Here is an 18,339-nt window from a genome sequence, read left to right on the forward strand (position 1 = left end):
TATCGGTGTGCTGACATTAGCCTTTTCGGAAAAGGAAAATTATGTGAGGTTTCCCGAAGGCGGGGAAGCTTATTACCCTGCGGAGCAGGTAATGATGCTCAAAGATAAACAGGAGGTCTTCAACGACTTGACCAGCAATGGCTCATCAATGCCGCTCGATGATTTCAAGGCGATGTACAAGATCATGCTATTGCAGGACAGGGGAACTTCCCAGGCCTTGTATTCTGCGCTGGCCATAGCGAATGATAACCCCGGTGTGCAGGAAAAGGTATTACAATCAATTACACCAACACAAAAACAGGAGCTATCCAAAACGTACAGCCGATGAAGCTACTGATCAGCTTCTGCCTGGTCTGCCTGCCCCTCAAACACCTTAAAATAAATTCTGAATACGGTTACCGTATCCACCCGCTTACCGGCAAATACGCCATACATGCAGGTGTTGACCTCAAAGCCCGGCACGATACCGTTTATGCGATCCTTAATGGGTTTGTCAGATCCACCGGCTACGATAATGGACTTGGCATCAACATCCGGCTGGATCATGGAGCGGTGGAATCCATATACGGTCACCTCAGCCAAATTTTTGTAATACCCACCGATAGCGTAACCGCCGGTGAGCCTATCGGTATCACCGGCGCTACCGGACACGTGACCGGCGGGCACCTGCACTTCAGCATCTGCTACAGGCATCAATACATCAATCCAATTAAATTTTTATACGAACTGCTAAAAAAACAAGAAAATGAGCAAAACTTTCAAAGCACTACCGATCCAGCTTTCAGACAAGCTGATCGGTGAAATCAAAGAGGGTAATTCCCTTTTTCAAAAACCGGTTAAAGAAAACGGCATGCCTGCCTTTGTGAAACCGATCAATCCAACTACCGGTAAAGGCTACAGCGCCATGAATGCGCTGATCCTGGGTATGCAACGCCATGAAGACCCACGCTGGATGTCGGCAGATGCCGCCCGTTATGCCGGCAATTGGGTGAAAAAGGACGAAAAAGGCACCCTGATCGAGTTTCCAAAGACCAGCGACATTCAAGCTATCCGAACCGCTGAAGGCAAGCCTATTAAGGACGATGCAGGTGTAACGCAAACCAAAACCGTGGAATTTGAAAAGCCACAGCGTGGCCAGGCATTTTTATTCAACGGCACCCAGCTAAAGGATATGCAGCCCCTGGAAGAATTTCTGGCCAAACAAAATGAAGGACAAACAATGTCCCCAGTTGAACGGGCTACTAAATTGATCGAAGACAGTAAAGCGGTGATCATCCACGGCGGTCAGGAAGCTTACTATGACAAGCACCGGGACGCTATCATCATGCCCGAGCCGGAACATTTTGAAAACGAAACCAAATATCTGCAGGCCGCCATTCATCAGCTGGCGCATTGGACTGGTCATGAAAACCGTCTGAACCGCCCCATGGAGGGAAAGTTCGGATCATTGGATTATGCCCGCGAGGAAATGCGGGCCGCAATTGCCGGGATACTGATCGGCGGAGAACTAAAGACCGGCCATAACTTCGGTCAGCAGGCAGCCTACATGAGCACCTTTGCCAAGATCTTAAAGGATGAGCCATTTGAAATTGCCAAAGCGACCAGGGATGCGCAAAAGATCGCCAACCTGCTATTAGGCATTTCACAGAAGCGGGAACAAAAGCAAGGCGCGGAAGTGGGTTTCAAACAGGGTGATGAGATCGCTTATATGGATACCACCTATAAGGTACTCGAAACCTATAAAACCAAAAGCATCAAGGTGGAGGATGCCGCAGGTGCCCGTAAGGTTTTAAAGCCGGACTACGGCCTTTATAAATCCCTGTTAGAGGCTAAAACCAACCCCCGCGAACCGGAAATGGTACTGGAGGAAGAACAGGGCCAGTCCGAGGAACAGGGGCAAACTCAAAAAATCGGCCGTTAACATGAACCCGATAAAGTTTCACGAAGATGATCTCCCGATCAAGGATCTGGAGACTATAGGGCTGGCAACAGGCGGTCAGCTCCTGTTAAACGTCGATGACCTGAAAGCCTTGCTTTCAGGTCGCCGCACAAGCTTAATGGAATTGCATGATCTGGAAGCCGAAAATATCAAGATCAAATCTATCAATGCCAAGGTATCACTGAAACCAAATGAAAAGGGACAGCTTGACCTTTTGATCCACCCGATTTACCGGGATGCGGAAATACCTGATCTGCTGACCAATGACGAAGCCCTGCAACTGCAAAAAGGTGAAGTAGGCAGCGTGCTGCGTATTGCCCTCGATAACCATGGCAATAAAAAGGAAATGCTGGTCGAATACGATCCGGAAACAAAAGAGTTTATCGTTTCGGATACGGAGAAGATCTTAGCTCCTGATATGGTCAATAATGAATTCCTGACCCAGGGTCAAAAAGAGAACTACCGGAAGGGCAAGGAAGTGCAGATACCGGACGGCACCCGCTTCAGCTATTCGGCAACAGACAAGCATGGCATCCGCTCCAATAAACTGGCGCTGGTTGCTTCCATCCTGATGGACGGCGGTTTATCCTATATGGTATTTAAAGGGCTGAATGCCTTATTCAACCAGAAACGTGACCAAAAGGCTGCTGAGAAATTAAGTCCCGGTTATTACCAGGCGATTAAGGATATCGAGAACCAGCATGGATTTAAGCCGCACGAATTTGACCGGTCCCAATCCCGCAAAGCAAGGTAAAGCTGATGAACCGCATATTAACAGGCCTTGGAATTCCGTTGGAAATCCAGGCCTTTTTTAATGCAACTGCCGACCTTTCCTTTTACTATGGCGACCAATCCGAACTTTATGGCGAAAGTTTTCACATCGTCCCGTCCACAAAAAACCTTTGGTTTGCAGGAACTCAAAACGCAACACATCTGATCATTACCTATTCGGTGATGGAAGCGATGGCCTTTATTACTTTCAACCGGCATCGCTATCCACGGCTGGAACAACTGGCATTTATCGCCATAGGTAACAAACTGCATGCGGAACAGGGCGATTGGATCAGGCAAAGCTTTCCGGGCCGTAAGGTGATCCTGGTATTCGGGAAAGACCTGGTAGGGCATGTCACCGATATCAAGATAGCAGCCGCTATCAAGAACATCCCAATCCGGATTCTCTATAAGGACAATGAAATTCATATTTATCGCAATGACAGCTTAAAGGTTTTCGATCAGGAGCTGGTGTCCTTGCATGCTTTCCAGGAGGCCTTTGCCATTCGTCCCCGTTTCCGAACCGGCAAGCCGGTTCTATCATTAACATTTTTAGATCAATTAAAACATGACGCAGAACGATGAAATTCTTTTAAGGCCGGCAATGCTGTTCGCATTCCTGAAAGCCTTGCCGCTCCTTACGCTGGCCATTACTTTTCTTTTGCTGGCCTGGTGCCTGTCCCTTTATTTTATTTTATTCAGCCTGGTAGTATGCGGTTTTGCCTGGTATCGCTTGTTATATATCCGTAGTTTTAAATATCAGATAACCGCTGAATATATCCTTTTGACCCAGGGTATTTTCTTTAAGCGTATCGATCAGTTGGAATTGTTCAGGGTTAAAGATTACATTATAACGCAGTCGTTTATCATGCAAATTTGCAAGCTGATGTATCTGACCTTGAAAAGCACGGACGCTGAAAACGCTATTATTCGGTTTCAGGGAATACCTGAATCCAACATAATAGAAACTATAAGGGAACGGGTTTTAGAAGCACGGAAAAGCAATAATATTTATGAATTAAATTAGAAAGTGCTTGGAAATTGCTAATATAATTAGTAATTTTAATTAATAATAATCATCATGAAAGCGATAGTACGAAACATATTACTGGCCTGTTTAATTTCAATGTTCGCCTTTTTTGGTGCCGTTGGAAGGAAACATACAAAGGATAAAATGACTGAAGCTCAAAAGGCTGAGGCGAGGAAGGAAACATTAACTTGTTTATCGGTAGCCATCTTAGCCTGTGGACTATGTGCCTGGAGATGTTTCGTGCTCAATCGAAGGTTAAACGAAGAAAGGGAATACCAGCGCAGGTTTAATGATTATATGCGCAGTTCTGCATTTAACCGTCATTATTGATAGTTAATCAGACAAATTCTATAAATTAAGCTAAATACCAATGAATACAACGACCCTTAAATGACTTGTTAGGGTTTATTCAAACCTGAACCTTTCTTCCACTTTTTTCTTCAGGTCCTGCAACGCTTTATTCCTGTTCTTTTTTAACGGCTCTACAATGTCCGCCGGCGCGCCGGCAGGATTGTATTTTTCTGCCCAAAGCGTGATCTCAGTAAGTACCGGGATTAATTCAATCGCTTTTTCAGTAGGGCGATATAAGAATTTCGATTTATTTGTTGGCGCGTTGTGCTTTGTAACGAACCCTTTCTGAAGCAGCACGTTGAGCCTGTCGGTTAAAATATTTGTAGCGATCTTTTCATCCGAACATAAGAATTCACTAAAGGAATCTTTACCATAAAAGAGTAGATCCCTCATGATCAACATCGTCCATTTGTCCCCGAATATATCCATGGTATAGCTTATAGGGCACCCCGACCTTCTGCTTATTGTCCTCATAAAAAATAAAAAATAGCTATTGCATTTTACAATTACTTTGTACATTTGTTATTGCATTTTGCAATTTCAAATGTAATATAAATTTGAAAAATTATTCAAATGAAAGCAATTCGGTTAAAAGCATACGGCGATCCATTAGAAAACATCAGCGTCGTAGAAATCAATGATATCGGCACAATTAATAATGATGAAGTTGTTATTGAGGTTTTGTATAGCCCTGTGAATCCAAGCGATTTATTATTGATGCAGGGTACTTACCCTATACAACCCGAATTGCCTGCCGTTATTGGAGGTGAGGGTGTAGGCAGAGTGGTTTCGGTTGGTGCTTCTGTTACAACTGTTAAACCAGGCGATATAGTGACCATTCCGTTCGGCACATTTGCCTGGAGTGAAAAGGTTGTGGCCAAAGCTGCGGCGCTGATTGTGCTGCCAGCGAACGTAGATTTACAGCAAGCGGCGATGCTTTCCATAAACCCGCCTACAGCGGTGTTATTGCTGGAAGAATTTGTTTCGTTAAATTCAGGTGATTGGGTAGTATTGAACGCAGCCAATGCTTCTGTAAGCCATGCTATCATTGCGGTCGCAAAGTCAAAAGGTTTAAAAACGTTAGGAATAGTCAGGAGAAAAGAGGCTGTGGATATTGCGCTAAAAGCAGGTGCAGACGTTGTTTTAATTGAGGATGAAAACATCGTTGACGAAGCGAAAAAAGCTACCAACAATGCAGAAATAAAGTTGGGACTTGATGCCGTTGGCGGTAAAGCAACAAATACCCTTGCCGAAATTCTTGGTAACGAAGGCCGCCTGGTTTCTTATGCCATGATGAGCCGCGAACCCATGACTGTTAACCAAATTGGTCTCATTTTTAGAAGGATACAGATTCACGGGTTCTTTATGTATTTACCCTATTACATCCCTAAGTTAAAAAATGCCATACTCCAATCGGTGCAATTGCTGGAGCAAGGGAAATTAAACGTTCCGGTTGCAAAAATATATCCTCCAGAAAGTGTGAAAGAGGCAATACAACATACGATAGACGGGGGCAAAGTTTTATTACAATTTAAATCTTAAAAAAATGAAAGCCTTAGTGTACAGACAGAAAAATACGTTGGACAATTTCCAGATAAAGCTGGAAGAAGTGCCGGAACCTACCTTGAACGAAAATGATGTGCTGGTATCCGTCAAGGCCTTTGCAGTCAATCCGGGTGATGCCTATTTTCGCCGGACCCAAAATCCTGAAGAAGGTGGGTACCGGATCTTAGGCTATGATTTTGGCGGTGTAATACAAAAGTTAGGCGAAAAGGTAAAAGGATTTTCGGTTGGTGACCGGGTCTACGGAGTGGGCGATGCGGCAAGGCAGGGATGTTATGCAGAAAGCGTGGCGGTAGATTATCATTCGATAGCGAAAATTCCGCATACATCTCCTTTTGACCATGTCGCCGCTGCGCCGATGGTCACAATGACTGCCTGGGAATCACTTTTTCGTGACCACGATAAACTGCCTGAAGGAGTAAAAAATGTTTTAGTGCTGGGCGCAGCGGGCGGTGTTGGAACAATGGCTGTTCAGCTTTTAAAAGCACGGACCGGTGTTCGAGTGATTGCAACTGCTTCGAGGGATGAATCTGTTGAATGGCTTCAACAATTCAATCCGGACATAATTATTGATCACAGTAAAAATGTGCCCGAGCAACTAAGAGAACATGGAATTTCAGAAGTCGACTTTGTTTTTGCTGTTAATGGGCTAAAAAAGGCGATAACATGGTTACCCAAAGTAATTCGTCCTTACGGGCATTTATCGATAATCGAAGCAGGCACAGAGTTTGATTTGTGGCAATTCATGGGTAAGTCAATATCAATCCACTTAGAATATGTTTTTTCAAAAAGCGCATTCGATTATAAAAAAGAAAGCCACGGTCAAATATTGGAGGAAGTTGTCTCGTTAATCGGCGCTAAGAAATTGAAATCTCTTGTAAAAACAGTTTTAAAGGGACTCACTGAACAAAATATTTTCCTGGCGCACTCTATGCTGGAACAAGGGCATACGATAGGAAAAATTGTAATTGAACTTGAAGAAAGCCATTAGATCCTACGTATTTCTTTTATGATGGTTACAGCAACAATGATATTAATAGGCGCCCTTTAGCTTGCATCAAGATTCGTCAACGGATTTTTAAATAATAAACATTAAAATGGCAAACCGACAAAGAAAACGTGCCCAGAACATTATAAGATGTTTTAAGAAAGCCGCTAAGTTACATCTGATCTATTTAGTGGAACAAAAAATTAGTAAGATCAGGAAAAGCATTGAAAATACGCAGGCCCCCAGCTTTCTTACCTATGAAAAAGGTAAGCTTAAAGTATTGGATAGCATTTCAAAAAATCAGTTATTAAAGATTGAATTTGAACAGTTAATGTTAAGTATTAACACTGCCCAAATCTCCTTTCATGATTATAATAATCATTTAGACCGATTGCTTAACCAAATTCACGTCATTAGCATTTAATGGCTGAAAAAACGTTACGCTAAATAGTACAGTACTCTCACGTTCTCTCTTACTTGCCATCACCTGGCTGTAATGAAGCCCGGCTGGCCTTCTCAGCGTATTTCATAGGCGTAATCCGGCGGGCAACAGGAAATGAAAGTTAATAAAGAATATTCTAAGTGAGAATAAATCCACAAGGCTTAATAACAGTGTGATATTCTACTGAGTTGAAACAGCGAAATTTAAATTTTTAAATTATGGAAAACAATTCTTGGATAATAACAGGATGTTCATCCGGGTTCGGAAAGGCAATTGCGGCGGCGATCAATGCTGGCTATGCCGTAACTGTGACCGCGAGAGATGTTAACAGTCCTGGTGCAATCCATCCAGTCACAGGCGGATTATTTTTTTTTAAATAAATCAAGAATATGAAAAAAAGTTTAAGTGCTACAGACAATATAATATTGGATGGACGAGCTAAACTTTTATACGAGGCTGAACAACTATTTGCGGAATTTGGATATGAGTTAACAAGCACCCGGCTGATCGCAGCACGATCAGGCCTCAACCTGTCTTTGATTAATTATTATTTTGGATCGAAGATGGGTCTATATGAAGAAATATTTAAAATCCAGTTGCAGGAGATAAATTCAACCTTACAGGCTATTTTTGCAAGTTCTACGCCGGCAAGCGAAAAGCTAAACACTTTTTTAAATAGATATATTGACCTTTATAGCCTAAACAGCAGCTTCCTACGACTACTTTTTAACGAGTATTTGATACATTCAAAACCGATAATTATAGAACTGATAGATGGCTATCATGATGAAAATATGAGAATTCTGGGCGAAATCATGGAAGAAGGAACCAAATCCGATAATTTTAAGATGATAAATGCCTCGCTTTTTTACTTTACCATCATGGGTGTATTGTCCGCAAATCAATATATGTTAGTGAAATGCGACACAGACCATATTAAAAAATATTTATTCCAAATTATAAGAAGTGAAAGAACTTCATTATCTAATCATACTTGATGTTTATTTGCTGAGCTTGATTTCGATTTTAACGCGAAGTGAGAATGGGCAGATACTTTAAGAAATCATCATTCGGGGAGGAGTGAGATGCTGTGCAGTTAAACGATCAGGTATAAAAGTTTTTGACATCAATTGGAAGACGCACCAATATGCTTTCCGGCATCTTCAACTGAAATACTTTTAAACCCTTCAGATGTTTGAGGACCAAAGTTTAATATCTATCTATTTCATTTATTCACAAATGTGAATGCTTTCAGTTTTCGGTTCCCTGACCTTTGGTTTATTAAATTATTAATAAACAGAAGATTAATTACAGGAACCGGAAGTCATGAAAATCTCGATCACCCAATTATTAATTGCCGCAGTATTCCTTTACAACGGCAGTTGTATGGCCCAGGGCGACACATCAAAAGTCATAACCTTAAAGCAAGCGTTTGATTTAGCGCTTAAAAACAGCATACAATTAAAAATTACCAAGCGTTCATCAGAACTTGCTAAACAAAGAATAGAGATCGTCAAATTAGGCGAGCTTCCTAATTTATCAAGCTCGTTAAATTATGGATATGTCAGTAATAGTGAAATTTGGACGCCATCATTTTCTGAACACCAAACCGCGCATATACCCCATAACCTAACACAACTTTCGGTAGTTGCCTCAGAATCCATATTTAAAGGCGGCGAAGTTAAAACCAATCTTCAAAAAGCAACGCTGGAAAATCAGATCGCTAACCTCAGCGAGGATAAAGACTTTGTGGATATAAAGTTTTTGGTTGCTGCCAGGTACCTTGACATCTACCGACTGATCAACCAGCGACAGGTATTCATCAACAACACCAACCTGTCAAAAGAAAGATACAAGAACATCCTCATTATGAAAAAGCAGGGAATGGTTACTAATAATGATGTGTTGAGGACTAAGATTACCATTTCCGACCTTGAACTGGCCACCCGGAAAGCAGACAACAGTATAGCCATTCTAAATCAACAGTTGAATATCGTTCTTGGACTCGACTCTTCCTACAGGCTAAGGCCCGACACAGCCCTGTTAAAAGCTAAGTTGGAAAGCAGGGATATCCATACCATTTTGGCTGAAGCTTATCACGAGAACCAGGATTTAAAAATTGCAAGCACTGGTGTTAAGGTTGCAGAAACCAACCTGAAGTTATTGGGCACCGACCGATATCCTGAAATTAGCCTTTTTGCGGTTAACAACTTTCAAAGGCCATATACCAACACGATACCGGCACTTGACATTTATTATAATGTCTATCAGGCGGGTATCAGCATAAAATATAACATATCCTCTGTTTACCAATCTCCCCGAAAACGGGCATCCGGAAAAATACAATTGCAGCAGTCCATCGAAAAAGAAATACTTCAGAAACAAAATATGGAGGTTGCAGTGAACACAGCTTATATCAAATACAAGGAAGCCCAGGATGAATTGGCCACTTTCCAGAGAGACCTTACCTCGGCTGAAGAGAATTACAGGATCGTCGAAAAAAAATACTTCAACCAACTGGCATTGTTAACTGATATGATCGATGCGACCAATACCAAGCTGGAAGCTGAACTCAATGTGAGTAACGCAGCGATCAATGTCATCTTCACCAATTATCAAATTTTAAAATCAACCGGTACTTTATAAATCAATCAACAATCGTCATGGAAAATAATAGCAAAAAAAACAAAAAGTCGATCATACTGAATACGCTGATCATTATTGTCGCAGCAGGGTTCATCATATGGGGGGGCAAAACTTATTTCGATCTTGGAAATGACCTATATACTAACGATGCCCAAATCGAGGAATACATCAATCCGGTCAACACACGTATATCTGGTTATATTAAAGAAGTTCGTTTTAACGAGCATCAACAGGTGAAAAAAGGAGACACACTGGTGATCATCGATAACAGTGAGTATAAGATCCAACTTGAACAGACGGAAGCCGCGTATTTGTCCTCGATGGCCTCAAAAAATGTAACGGCATCATCGGTCAATACCGTTGAAAGCGGTCTCAATGTAACTGACGCAAATATTAAAGCCGCAAGAGCACGATTATGGAACGCGGAGCAGAACTATCATCGTTATGAAAATCTATTAAAAGAAGGCGCTGCCACCCAGCAACAGTTCGACCAGGTTAAAACTGATTATGACGCACTTGTTGCACAAACTAATGCTTTGCAGGATCAGCGCGTAACTACTGGTTTGTCCACCAGGGAAACTTCAAGAAAGATGACGGTCAATGATGCCGATATCAAACGGGCTCATGCATCACTTGATATGGCTCAGCTCAATCTTTCCTATACAATCATAACTGCGCCATATGATGGATACACCGGTCGCCGCATAATACAGGAAGGTCAACTCGTTCAAGCCGGTCAAACGCTGCTGTCGTTCATCAGGAATGACAATAAGTGGGTAGTAGCAAACTACAAAGAAACTCAAATTGGAAAACTGCATATCGGGCAAAAGGTATCCTTAACCATGGACGGTTTTGAAAGCCAAAAGTTTGTCGGAGTGGTAAGTGCGATTTCACAGGCAACGGGTTCACGTTTTTCAGCCATTCCTACGGACAATTCGACTGGAAATTTCATAAAGGTGCAGCAACGGATACCGGTAAAAATTGACTTTACGAACGAAAATAGCACTGCCGATTATGTTAAATTGTTAAGGGCTGGGATGAATGTAGAAGTACGGGACATTAATTAAATATAAAGAAATGCAAGTCACCGATCTCTTTTCCCCATCACTACCCAAGTATGCGCGGTACAGCATTTTATTTTTGCTGGCCTTGACCACGTTATGTGCCAATGGAATTTATCAGGGGATAACCATAGATATGTACAGTGGGTCAGGTGAATACACTGAACCCTATACCATGGCCTATAACGCGGTGTATATCGGCATGGGTGTAGGTATGATCATTTACGTTAGGCTGGCCGAGCGATTTTCAAATAAAGCCCTTGTTCTTACAGGTTTATTTACAATGCTGTTAATGAATATAATTTGTGCAACCGTAGAAAATCCCATATTAGCAATTGCGGCGACCTTATTATTAGGGTTTGGCAAAATACTTGCATTGGGTGAAATTTATTTAGCCTGGTTAAATATCTGGAGTAAAAAAATGGAAACCGCTAAACTTTATCCGTTCTTTTATTTCATAGCGCTTGCTGGTCTTTACTTTATGACCTGGCTAACCGCATTTTTTACTAAAATTTTTGATTGGCATTATGCTTATATCATAATTCTAATACTGATCCTCGTTTGTATCATTTTGACCATAGTGTTTGTAGAGAATCATAAATTAAAAAAGAAAATTCCCTTATATCAACTTGATGCGATTGGTGTTTTACTTTTTGTAAGTATGTTAATGCTGATTAATTATGTGGCTACCTATGGTAAGGTTGAAGATTGGTTTGCTTCAAATAGAATTTGGGCTGGTTCTTTCGGCATAGTTCTCACCGGCCTTTTGTTTATCAAAAGGGAAACTTTGGTCAAGCGCCCGTTTTTCGATTTGAGCTTATGTAAAACTCCGCAATTCAGTTCCGGACTTCTGTATCTTATTTTTTTAGGTATGCTTTTGCCGGCGACATTTCAGTCATCGCTTTCCGGCGCAGTACTTCACTTCGAATCCATCAGGAACTCGGAATTAAGTCTTTACCTGGTACCAGGAATTATCACCGGCTGTATAGGATCTTATTTTTGGTACAAAATGAATTATGATGGCCAATTATTAATGATCATTGGATTCATAACTTTTGTGATCTATTATTTGATGTTATACAACAGCTATATCAATGATTTGAATATTAACGCGTTTTGGTTACCATCATTATTTAAGGGATTTGCCCTTGCGTTACTTTACATCTCTATTGGTCTGTATGCTACGGCCAAGCTCCCATTTCCAACCGTTTTAAAAGCTAATGGCATTGTGGTGGTAACCCGTTCATTTGTAGCCTCAGGCGTTTTCTCCGGCTTGTACAATTATTTTTTATATGCTTCAAGAATTAAGCATTTATCCAGGCTCGCTTCGGTTATTGATGCAAATGATCCTCTTATTTTACAATATGGGACCAATAGTGCCTATGCTAACAATATCCAGCAACAAGCCACCCTAACCGCCTTAAAAGAGTTGTCCGGATATATTCTCATTATCAGTTTAGCTTTTACTATTTTTCTTATCGGTCTATATCTTTATAAGCGTGTTAAGCACGCAAATCAACCTATTATTGTTGCCTCTTAAATTAGTATAATTATATTCCTCGCCTTGCAAATCGAATATGAAACCGAGCAACGGTTGAAAGAAAGCAGTCATTAGATTGAGACGTTCTATAGAATGGGTGCGGCACGCAACGCGGCCTTTCACTAAAGAAGAATTATAGCAGCTCTTACCCTGGACAAATGAAGAAAATGTTGCATGAGACAAAGCCTAATCGTTTAATCGGCCTTATAAGTTTTTACGATCTGCCTGATCAATCAACATTTGCAGCCGTTTGTCAAGTATGATTGACTCCCTATCAATCTCCATATTATTTAACCGTTCCAAAAGAGAAAACGGTAAATCATATTCTACGATCACCTGTTGCCTGGGATTTTCATAGACCAACAATCGTATGGGTAGATACAGTCCGGTGCTGCTATTGATTCCCGTCATTTTTGAAATCATTTTGGGATTTCCAATGTGGTACTGTTTGGCCTTAATTTTCTTTTTTTGAAACTGATCCAAAGTAATACTCTGATCAAATATATTATATAAAACAAGGCTTTCGTTTGTGGACGTTTCAGATAAATAGGTTTCCATAGAGGCCGGGTCAGCCCCTAAGTGTCTAATCTTTTCCGGTGCCATTATGCCGAGGCCTTCTTCCAGTCTATTGGTAAATTCTTCAAAATTGCGGGAAACTTTCAAATAGCGATGATCTATTATAATGAGCTCATTCATGTTTTTTCCTAATGATTGGATCAAATTTCCTCTTTAAAGAAGCCGAAAACATTCACATTTGTGAATAAAACAATAAGATCGGAAGGTAACAGCAGGAATAGTTAGAGCTAAACAATTCCCCTGATCCTACTTAGTGATTGGGGCGCAATGCCTAGGTAGGAGGCAATATAATAATTGGAAAACATTTGCAGCAAGTGAGGCTCGTCCTTCAACATTTTATTATACCTGTCAACAGCTGAAAGGGTGAGCAGGTTTAAGGCACGGTCATACATATGCACAAAAGTACTTTCATTAATTTTATGCAGCCAGTCAGCATAAACTGAAGAATTTTGAACTAAAAAATTAACCTGGTCTTTTGTAAACGAAAGGGCTTTTATTTGACTTAATGTTTCTATGGAAATCGTCGAAAGCTGGCCGGTTAAAAAAGCGCGGTGGTCATCTATGAACAAATTACGGGGAATGCTTACTTCGCTGTTAAAATGAAATGTCCACGTCATAGTTTTCCCCGTAAAGTCACTGTAATAAGACCTGGCTGTTCCTGAAACGATGAAATAAATTTTATCGCAGGGATTGCCTTCTAACAGGAGGGTGTGTTTCTTGGGATATATAACTTCTTTGGTATGTGCAGCTATTAATTGCATGGTTTCATCATCCAGATCGACGTATCGCCGCATGTACTGAAAGAAAGGTTCGCAGGCTGTTAAGGATGTCATATTTTAAGTCAATCTAATGAAGGCCCCCGCGCCTTAAAATCAAACGAGAATTTAAATTCGGAATACATATAACTGGCCATCGTAATTTCACCAATTGTTAAGATGCAGTCCGTAAGATGCTCGACAGTATAACCTGCGGCAAAATAATTTTCAAGTCTTAACGGGTCCGCAACTCCTTTGTACACAGGAATTTCTTTAACCGGTTTGACAAGAGGATCGATGTTTGGATCAAATGAAGCAGAACGGTTCCTTATTTCAAGGATTTGTTCAGGGATAAAATCATACACGCCCCCGATTTGAATATTTGCGGCTAAGGAATATTGATTTTGGTTTACCTGGCGAATGATTAAGTTAATCACTGTTTTTTGCCTGGAATTAAGCAGTTCCTGTCCATATTGGAATGCCAGAAGGCAGTTAAATGAATCCCTGAAAAAGGTGAGCGCTTTATAGAAAATAGGTACCCTGCCATTGTTCTCCGGTAACTTCTTAAATATCGCCTTGCCGGCAATACTGATATTCTTCTTGTGGAGCAATGAACTGTTTTTCATGGTAGTTGAATAATCACTAAATACCGGTCAGGAATTTCTTTCCGGCAATCGTTTAATGCTTAACCTTGTATTGCAGAATGCAATATCAAAGCTAATTAAGTTTATTGCTTTTTGCAATATCCATTTTTATGAAAACAGAGAAAAATGTCTACGGAAGCCCGTCCTGAATATCATTTTTGCGTCATCAATAAATAATTATTAGTAAATGACCGAAAGGTCATTTATATTTGTTCTGTCAAATAAATAAAAACAATGACAAAGGCAGAAAGAACAAGACAATTTATTATTGAACAAGCAGCACCGTTATTCATGAAAAAAGGAGTTGCCGGAACAGCGATGAGTGATATTATGGAGGCCACTAAATTAGCTAAAGGCAGTTTATATGTTCACTTTGAAAATAAGGAAGAACTTTCTTATGCCGTTGTGGATTATAACTTAGGCCTGTTCGGTAAGAAAATGTCCGAAGGGAGTAACAAACAGCCAACAGCAAAAGGAAAGATACTTTTGTTGCTGAAAATTCTGGGCGACCCGCTGAATACTCCTTTAGAGGGAGGCTGCCCAATGTTAAACTTTGGAACAGAAGCTGATGATACTAATCCGGTTATACTTGAAAAAGTCAGCCAATTTATTACTGGAAGGAAACAACATATTACTGACCTGGTAGAAAAAGGAATTAAAGACGGCGAGTTTAAAAATACCTGGGATGCGAAGGACTTTTCAATCAAAATGCTTGCTCTGCTGGAGGGTGGAATTTTGTTGTGCCGGGTAGCCAATAATAATGATGCAATGAAAGCGATTGTAAGGATGCTTAAAAAAGAAATTAACGAACAGGGAATATAATTTTTTTATCATAAAAATAACCGTTGGGTCATTTTATACAGAATTAATCAAATAACAAATCACAATAAAAATTAAAAGCATGAAAACTCAAAAAGTATGGTTCGTAACTGGAACCTCAAAAGGTTTCGGCCTTGAAATAACAAAAGCAGTATTGGCTTCAGGCGATAAAGTAATTGCAACTGTTCGCAGCAAAGTAGCAGAACTAACAAGTAAATTCAACAACAACCCTGATTTATTGGTAGTAACAATGGATACTACTATTGAGAGCCAGGTAAAAGAGGCCGTACAACAAGGTGTGGCGCACTTTGGCAAAATTGATGTTGTGGTTAATAACGCCGGTTATGGCATCGTCACCGCAATTGAAGAAGCAACTGACGAAGAAACCAGGAAACAATATGATACCAACGTATTTGGTTTGCTTAATGTAACACGTGCTGTACTGCCTTACCTGCGTAAACAACGTTCCGGGCACATCATTAATATTTCTTCATTATTCGGTTTTGATGCTATTCCGGGCTGGGCCTTGTATGGCTCTACAAAATTTGCGGTTGAAGGAATATCTAAAGGTCTTGCTGCAGAACTTGAACCTTTTAATATTAAAGTTACAGCCGTTGAACCCGGTCTTTTTACAACTGATTTTTTAAGCAAGGAATCGTACGCAATTGCGGATAATGCAATTGATGATTATGCTGATACTACTGTTGGGCAGATGAGGGCGCACTCCGGAAGTTTACACGGCAAACAGCCAGGCGATCCCGTGAAATTGGCCAAAGTAATTGTGGAATTAGCTGATACCAAAGAACCTCCATTGCAATTGCCACTCGGGACCGACGCCATTCAAACGTATAGAACAAGTGCCGAAAACACCGCCAAAAGCGTTGAAAAATGGCTTGCGCTTTCAACAAGTACCGACCATGTTGTTAAAGAAGCGTAAAATAACCGGCTTACGGGCTACTTGAAAAAATACCAAAACAAAAAAGAGGCTGTGTTATAAATCAGAGGGCACTGAAAAAGGAGTTCTTAATCAACAGAGGCAGTTTTCTATAGTGAAAACAGCCTCTTCTTCTTTGGCGTATCCGGATAGGTGGTGGAGAGCACTTTCGTATAGACGATTCTCTGTGCCTCAATTTTTAGTTGTACAACAATCCCTTTAATTCTAAAGGACTTTTTCAGTGCACTCATAAATCATGAACAGCCTCTTTTATTATTGCTTAATATTTCCAATTTAAAATTATTATTAAATTGCAAACTCAAAATACCGGCGATCCGCCGGTTAATTGTGATAAGGTTTAGGTTGAAAGTCCCCGGCAGCGAGTGTTTGGGGACTTTTATTTTACACACTTATCTCATCATGGCTACAAAAAAGCCCCAATCATACAATTTATGGATACGACCCAAAATCCCCTGTTCAGATCTACAGGGACGATCACCAGGGAAGAACTTGAAACGCTTTACGGCCCTCTGCTTCGCGGAGAAGTTGTGATCAAATTTGCTGAACACAAAAACTTCGCCGCCGCACGGGAAGAGTTTAAAACCTGGAACCAACACGAAATTATTCAAACGGATAATTTGATCATCCAGAATAATCGGCTTTCTCCACAATCCCATAAAAGTTGGGAGGAGTATATCGCTTTCACCTTTCTTAAAGGCCTGATCATTGAATACGAAGAGGCCAGGCTTGAAAAAATCAGGGTTCGCATGGAAGACCCGTTAGAGCAGCAGAAGGCTGCTGAACTGTTAAAAATTCGGCATTCAGGAAAATTACCTCACATCGATCTTGCCGGGACTGATTTTACCGTAGACTGGCGATTGAGGCAAATGAGAGAAACAGAACAACCCTGGAAAAATATCAGCTTTGATGATTTTGAGATGGACGATTATGGTGATAAATACTTATGCTTTTTTAATACCCAAACACATGAACTATATATGCCTCCGGAAGACTTAATGCAGTTACCGGAAAATGTCGTGGTTCTTGAGATACCAAATGAACTCGATCTTGATCCTATTGCAGTATCCCGGGAATACGGATCGGATTTATCAGAACTGCTCAGAGAATATCCCATTACGGAAAATTTAGCTGCAAAGGTTAGCCCATTGTCGGAAACGGGATTACCCGCAATAATTGAAAATAATATTCGTCAGCAGCAGAGCACTTCAACAGAGCGCCCCAAACGGGGCAGATAGGGAGCTACACGCTCCATTGGCTTCCAATAAAATATACCCTGCCCGATGGCCGTATAAGGAAAGCCCAAAATCCTTAATTTTTTATTATGCCAACCGACCCACAAAATCAGCTGGTAACCGTGGCCGACCTGGAAGAGTTTAAAAAGACTATCCTGGACTCGATCAGGCAGATCGTAAAGCAAACTGCCGGCCCTAAGAAATGGCTGAAATCATCGGAAGTCAGGAAAATGATCGGTATATCCCCAGGTAAATTGCAAGCCATCCGTGAATCCGGTTTATTAGCCTTTACACGTATTGGGGGTAATATTTATTACGACCCCAATGACCTGTTCAAGCTTTTTGAAGAAAATAAAGTAACAAAAAATGAAAAATGAATCTGTAGGAATGGGAACATCTGTTCCCCCTACAAAAAATCATGTGCTGATTTACTTTTCGCAAAAAGGTGCACCGGATTCGGCTGCAATTGATTTCTATAATTTTTTCAATGCCCGAAAATGGCAGAACCAGCGGCGTAAAAAAGTTTCGAATTGGAAATTTGCCGCCTGGATATGGATCATAAACATTTCTTAATATTGTTAACCTTAATACCAAAAACTAAAGAAGATGAATGAACAACTTAAACCCCATTTTATAGATCTATTATTCGAAGAATATAAGCTCTCGTCCTTTATATGGAAGATGATGTCTTTTGGTGTCAATATGGAGCGGGTGGATGTAAAAAATTACGATATAGTCCTGGACATGATTGGCTTTCCCGCAGACAATACCTTGGAATTTAATATGAGGGATGTGGATTACGACAATCCTCCGGAGAACTTTTTTTGCAGGGATTGGTTAGACAATACCTTTGCCGATATGGCCATGGAGCTTAACGACAACCGCGAAATTGTTTTGTCTGAAAACGGTTTGCAAATAAAAGAGGGAGATGATGAGGCCATTGTTAAGCAAGCGATTTCCGACCATATAGATTGGTTATTTGCAGAGTATAAGAATTTAGGATAATAGCTCGTTGATTACTTTAGAA

General features: G+C 40.8%; 22 protein-coding genes. 18 read left to right on the plus strand and 4 right to left on the minus strand.

The annotated features are described in order from the left end of the window. The 6 genes from JWR23_RS13840 to JWR23_RS13865 all read left to right on the plus strand — a co-directional run. A partial coding sequence (locus tag JWR23_RS13840; protein ID WP_299516761.1) for a hypothetical protein occupies positions 1–328 on the plus strand: 328 nt, incomplete at its 5' end. Next, complete coding sequence (locus JWR23_RS17795) at positions 325–801, plus strand: M23 family metallopeptidase (RefSeq protein ID WP_367277561.1); 477 nt, start codon at positions 325–327, stop codon at positions 799–801. The genes JWR23_RS13840 and JWR23_RS17795, both read left to right, overlap by 4 nt. Continuing rightward, positions 746–1,921, plus strand: coding sequence for a zincin-like metallopeptidase domain-containing protein (locus JWR23_RS13850; protein ID WP_299516763.1), 1,176 nt, complete (start codon positions 746–748; stop codon positions 1,919–1,921). Before JWR23_RS17795 ends, JWR23_RS13850 begins: the two co-directional genes overlap by 56 nt. A 1-nt stretch (position 1,922) precedes the next feature. Beyond that, on the plus strand, positions 1,923–2,693 hold the full coding sequence (locus JWR23_RS13855; protein WP_299516764.1) for a DUF4099 domain-containing protein: 771 nt from the start codon (positions 1,923–1,925) through the stop codon (positions 2,691–2,693). Between the two features lie 5 nt (positions 2,694–2,698). Then, on the plus strand, positions 2,699–3,295 hold the full coding sequence (locus JWR23_RS13860; protein ID WP_299516765.1) for a hypothetical protein: 597 nt from the start codon (positions 2,699–2,701) through the stop codon (positions 3,293–3,295). Next, complete coding sequence (locus tag JWR23_RS13865) at positions 3,279–3,737, plus strand: PH domain-containing protein (protein WP_299516766.1); 459 nt, start codon at positions 3,279–3,281, stop codon at positions 3,735–3,737. Before JWR23_RS13860 ends, JWR23_RS13865 begins: the two co-directional genes overlap by 17 nt. 408 nt (positions 3,738–4,145) lie before the next feature. Here the strand turns inward: JWR23_RS13865 and JWR23_RS13870 are convergent, their stop codons facing one another. Then, on the minus strand, positions 4,146–4,520 hold the full coding sequence (locus JWR23_RS13870) for a helix-turn-helix domain-containing protein (protein WP_299516767.1): 375 nt from the start codon (positions 4,518–4,520) through the stop codon (positions 4,146–4,148). Between the two features lie 144 nt (positions 4,521–4,664). Between JWR23_RS13870 and JWR23_RS13875 the strand changes: the two genes are divergently transcribed. The 6 genes from JWR23_RS13875 (at position 4,665) to JWR23_RS13900 (ending at position 12,331) form a co-directional block, all read left to right on the plus strand. After that, positions 4,665–5,633 (plus strand): 2-enoyl thioester reductase domain-containing protein, encoded by a 969-nt coding sequence (locus tag JWR23_RS13875; RefSeq protein ID WP_299516768.1) that lies wholly within the window; start codon positions 4,665–4,667, stop codon positions 5,631–5,633. A gap of 4 nt (positions 5,634–5,637) precedes the next feature. Continuing rightward, complete coding sequence (locus JWR23_RS13880) at positions 5,638–6,645, plus strand: zinc-binding dehydrogenase (protein WP_299516769.1); 1,008 nt, start codon at positions 5,638–5,640, stop codon at positions 6,643–6,645. 828 nt (positions 6,646–7,473) lie between these two features. Beyond that, positions 7,474–8,082: a TetR/AcrR family transcriptional regulator gene (locus JWR23_RS13885; protein ID WP_299516770.1), complete on the plus strand. Its 609-nt coding sequence runs from the start codon at positions 7,474–7,476 to the stop codon at positions 8,080–8,082. Between the two features lie 328 nt (positions 8,083–8,410). Next, the gene (locus JWR23_RS13890) at positions 8,411–9,730 is read left to right on the plus strand and encodes a TolC family protein (protein WP_299516771.1); all 1,320 of its coding nucleotides are present in this window, start codon (positions 8,411–8,413) and stop codon (positions 9,728–9,730) included. A gap of 17 nt (positions 9,731–9,747) precedes the next feature. Continuing rightward, positions 9,748–10,797 (plus strand): HlyD family secretion protein, encoded by a 1,050-nt coding sequence (locus JWR23_RS13895; protein WP_299516772.1) that lies wholly within the window; start codon positions 9,748–9,750, stop codon positions 10,795–10,797. 169 nt (positions 10,798–10,966) lie between these two features. Next, positions 10,967–12,331: an MFS transporter gene (locus tag JWR23_RS13900; RefSeq protein ID WP_299516876.1), complete on the plus strand. Its 1,365-nt coding sequence runs from the start codon at positions 10,967–10,969 to the stop codon at positions 12,329–12,331. Between the two features lie 204 nt (positions 12,332–12,535). Here JWR23_RS13900 and JWR23_RS13905 read toward each other — a convergent pair whose 3' ends face one another. From JWR23_RS13905 to JWR23_RS13915, 3 genes are all read right to left on the minus strand, one after another. Continuing rightward, positions 12,536–13,027: a DUF302 domain-containing protein gene (locus JWR23_RS13905; protein ID WP_299516773.1), complete on the minus strand. Its 492-nt coding sequence runs from the start codon at positions 13,025–13,027 to the stop codon at positions 12,536–12,538. A 107-nt stretch (positions 13,028–13,134) separates the two neighbouring features. Next, a complete protein-coding gene (locus JWR23_RS13910; protein WP_299516774.1) occupies positions 13,135–13,740 on the minus strand; it encodes a Crp/Fnr family transcriptional regulator in 606 nt (201 codons plus the stop codon). A gap of 8 nt (positions 13,741–13,748) precedes the next feature. Beyond that, positions 13,749–14,288, minus strand: coding sequence for a hypothetical protein (locus JWR23_RS13915; RefSeq protein WP_299516775.1), 540 nt, complete (start codon positions 14,286–14,288; stop codon positions 13,749–13,751). Between the two features lie 252 nt (positions 14,289–14,540). Between JWR23_RS13915 and JWR23_RS13920 the strand changes: the two genes are divergently transcribed. From JWR23_RS13920 to JWR23_RS13945, 6 genes are all read left to right on the plus strand, one after another. Then, positions 14,541–15,128, plus strand: a complete 588-nt coding sequence (locus JWR23_RS13920; RefSeq protein WP_299516776.1) for a TetR/AcrR family transcriptional regulator — start codon at positions 14,541–14,543, stop codon at positions 15,126–15,128. 79 nt (positions 15,129–15,207) lie between these two features. Next, positions 15,208–16,062: an oxidoreductase gene (locus JWR23_RS13925; RefSeq protein ID WP_299516777.1), complete on the plus strand. Its 855-nt coding sequence runs from the start codon at positions 15,208–15,210 to the stop codon at positions 16,060–16,062. 449 nt (positions 16,063–16,511) lie between these two features. After that, entirely contained in the window at positions 16,512–17,315 is an 804-nt protein-coding gene (locus JWR23_RS13930; protein WP_299516778.1) for a hypothetical protein, read from the plus strand. 86 nt (positions 17,316–17,401) lie between these two features. Further along, positions 17,402–17,689 carry a helix-turn-helix domain-containing protein gene (locus tag JWR23_RS13935; RefSeq protein WP_299516779.1) on the plus strand — a complete coding sequence of 96 codons (288 nt, stop codon included), beginning with the start codon at positions 17,402–17,404 and terminating at the stop codon, positions 17,687–17,689. After that, positions 17,679–17,885, plus strand: coding sequence for a hypothetical protein (locus JWR23_RS13940; protein WP_299516780.1), 207 nt, complete (start codon positions 17,679–17,681; stop codon positions 17,883–17,885). The genes JWR23_RS13935 and JWR23_RS13940 overlap by 11 nt, the downstream gene beginning before the upstream one ends. 33 nt (positions 17,886–17,918) lie before the next feature. Then, a complete protein-coding gene (locus JWR23_RS13945; RefSeq protein ID WP_299516781.1) occupies positions 17,919–18,317 on the plus strand; it encodes a hypothetical protein in 399 nt (132 codons plus the stop codon). The last annotated feature ends 22 nt before the right edge of the window (positions 18,318–18,339 follow it).

It is taken from the genome of Mucilaginibacter sp. (assembly GCF_028288205.1).
In the GTDB taxonomy this organism is placed as follows: Bacteria; Bacteroidota; Bacteroidia; order Sphingobacteriales; family Sphingobacteriaceae; genus Mucilaginibacter.

Coding starts and splice junctions, on each gene's coding strand:
- JWR23_RS13870 (WP_299516767.1), bottom strand. CDS start 4,520: ATGGATATATTCGGGGACAAATGGACGATGTTGATCATGAGGGATCTA.
- JWR23_RS13855 (WP_299516764.1), top strand. CDS start 1,923: ATGAACCCGATAAAGTTTCACGAAGATGATCTCCCGATCAAGGATCTG.
- JWR23_RS13860 (WP_299516765.1), top strand. CDS start 2,699: ATGAACCGCATATTAACAGGCCTTGGAATTCCGTTGGAAATCCAGGCC.
- JWR23_RS13920 (WP_299516776.1), top strand. CDS start 14,541: ATGACAAAGGCAGAAAGAACAAGACAATTTATTATTGAACAAGCAGCA.
- JWR23_RS13915 (WP_299516775.1), bottom strand. CDS start 14,288: ATGAAAAACAGTTCATTGCTCCACAAGAAGAATATCAGTATTGCCGGC.
- JWR23_RS13895 (WP_299516772.1), top strand. CDS start 9,748: ATGGAAAATAATAGCAAAAAAAACAAAAAGTCGATCATACTGAATACG.
- JWR23_RS13875 (WP_299516768.1), top strand. CDS start 4,665: ATGAAAGCAATTCGGTTAAAAGCATACGGCGATCCATTAGAAAACATC.
- JWR23_RS13900 (WP_299516876.1), top strand. CDS start 10,967: ATGGCCTATAACGCGGTGTATATCGGCATGGGTGTAGGTATGATCATT.
- JWR23_RS13850 (WP_299516763.1), top strand. CDS start 746: ATGAGCAAAACTTTCAAAGCACTACCGATCCAGCTTTCAGACAAGCTG.
- JWR23_RS13945 (WP_299516781.1), top strand. CDS start 17,919: ATGAATGAACAACTTAAACCCCATTTTATAGATCTATTATTCGAAGAA.
- JWR23_RS13910 (WP_299516774.1), bottom strand. CDS start 13,740: ATGACATCCTTAACAGCCTGCGAACCTTTCTTTCAGTACATGCGGCGA.
- JWR23_RS13940 (WP_299516780.1), top strand. CDS start 17,679: ATGAAAAATGAATCTGTAGGAATGGGAACATCTGTTCCCCCTACAAAA.
- JWR23_RS17795 (WP_367277561.1), top strand. CDS start 325: ATGAAGCTACTGATCAGCTTCTGCCTGGTCTGCCTGCCCCTCAAACAC.
- JWR23_RS13935 (WP_299516779.1), top strand. CDS start 17,402: ATGCCAACCGACCCACAAAATCAGCTGGTAACCGTGGCCGACCTGGAA.
- JWR23_RS13880 (WP_299516769.1), top strand. CDS start 5,638: ATGAAAGCCTTAGTGTACAGACAGAAAAATACGTTGGACAATTTCCAG.
- JWR23_RS13890 (WP_299516771.1), top strand. CDS start 8,411: ATGAAAATCTCGATCACCCAATTATTAATTGCCGCAGTATTCCTTTAC.
- JWR23_RS13885 (WP_299516770.1), top strand. CDS start 7,474: ATGAAAAAAAGTTTAAGTGCTACAGACAATATAATATTGGATGGACGA.
- JWR23_RS13865 (WP_299516766.1), top strand. CDS start 3,279: ATGACGCAGAACGATGAAATTCTTTTAAGGCCGGCAATGCTGTTCGCA.
- JWR23_RS13905 (WP_299516773.1), bottom strand. CDS start 13,027: ATGAATGAGCTCATTATAATAGATCATCGCTATTTGAAAGTTTCCCGC.
- JWR23_RS13925 (WP_299516777.1), top strand. CDS start 15,208: ATGAAAACTCAAAAAGTATGGTTCGTAACTGGAACCTCAAAAGGTTTC.
- JWR23_RS13930 (WP_299516778.1), top strand. CDS start 16,512: ATGGATACGACCCAAAATCCCCTGTTCAGATCTACAGGGACGATCACC.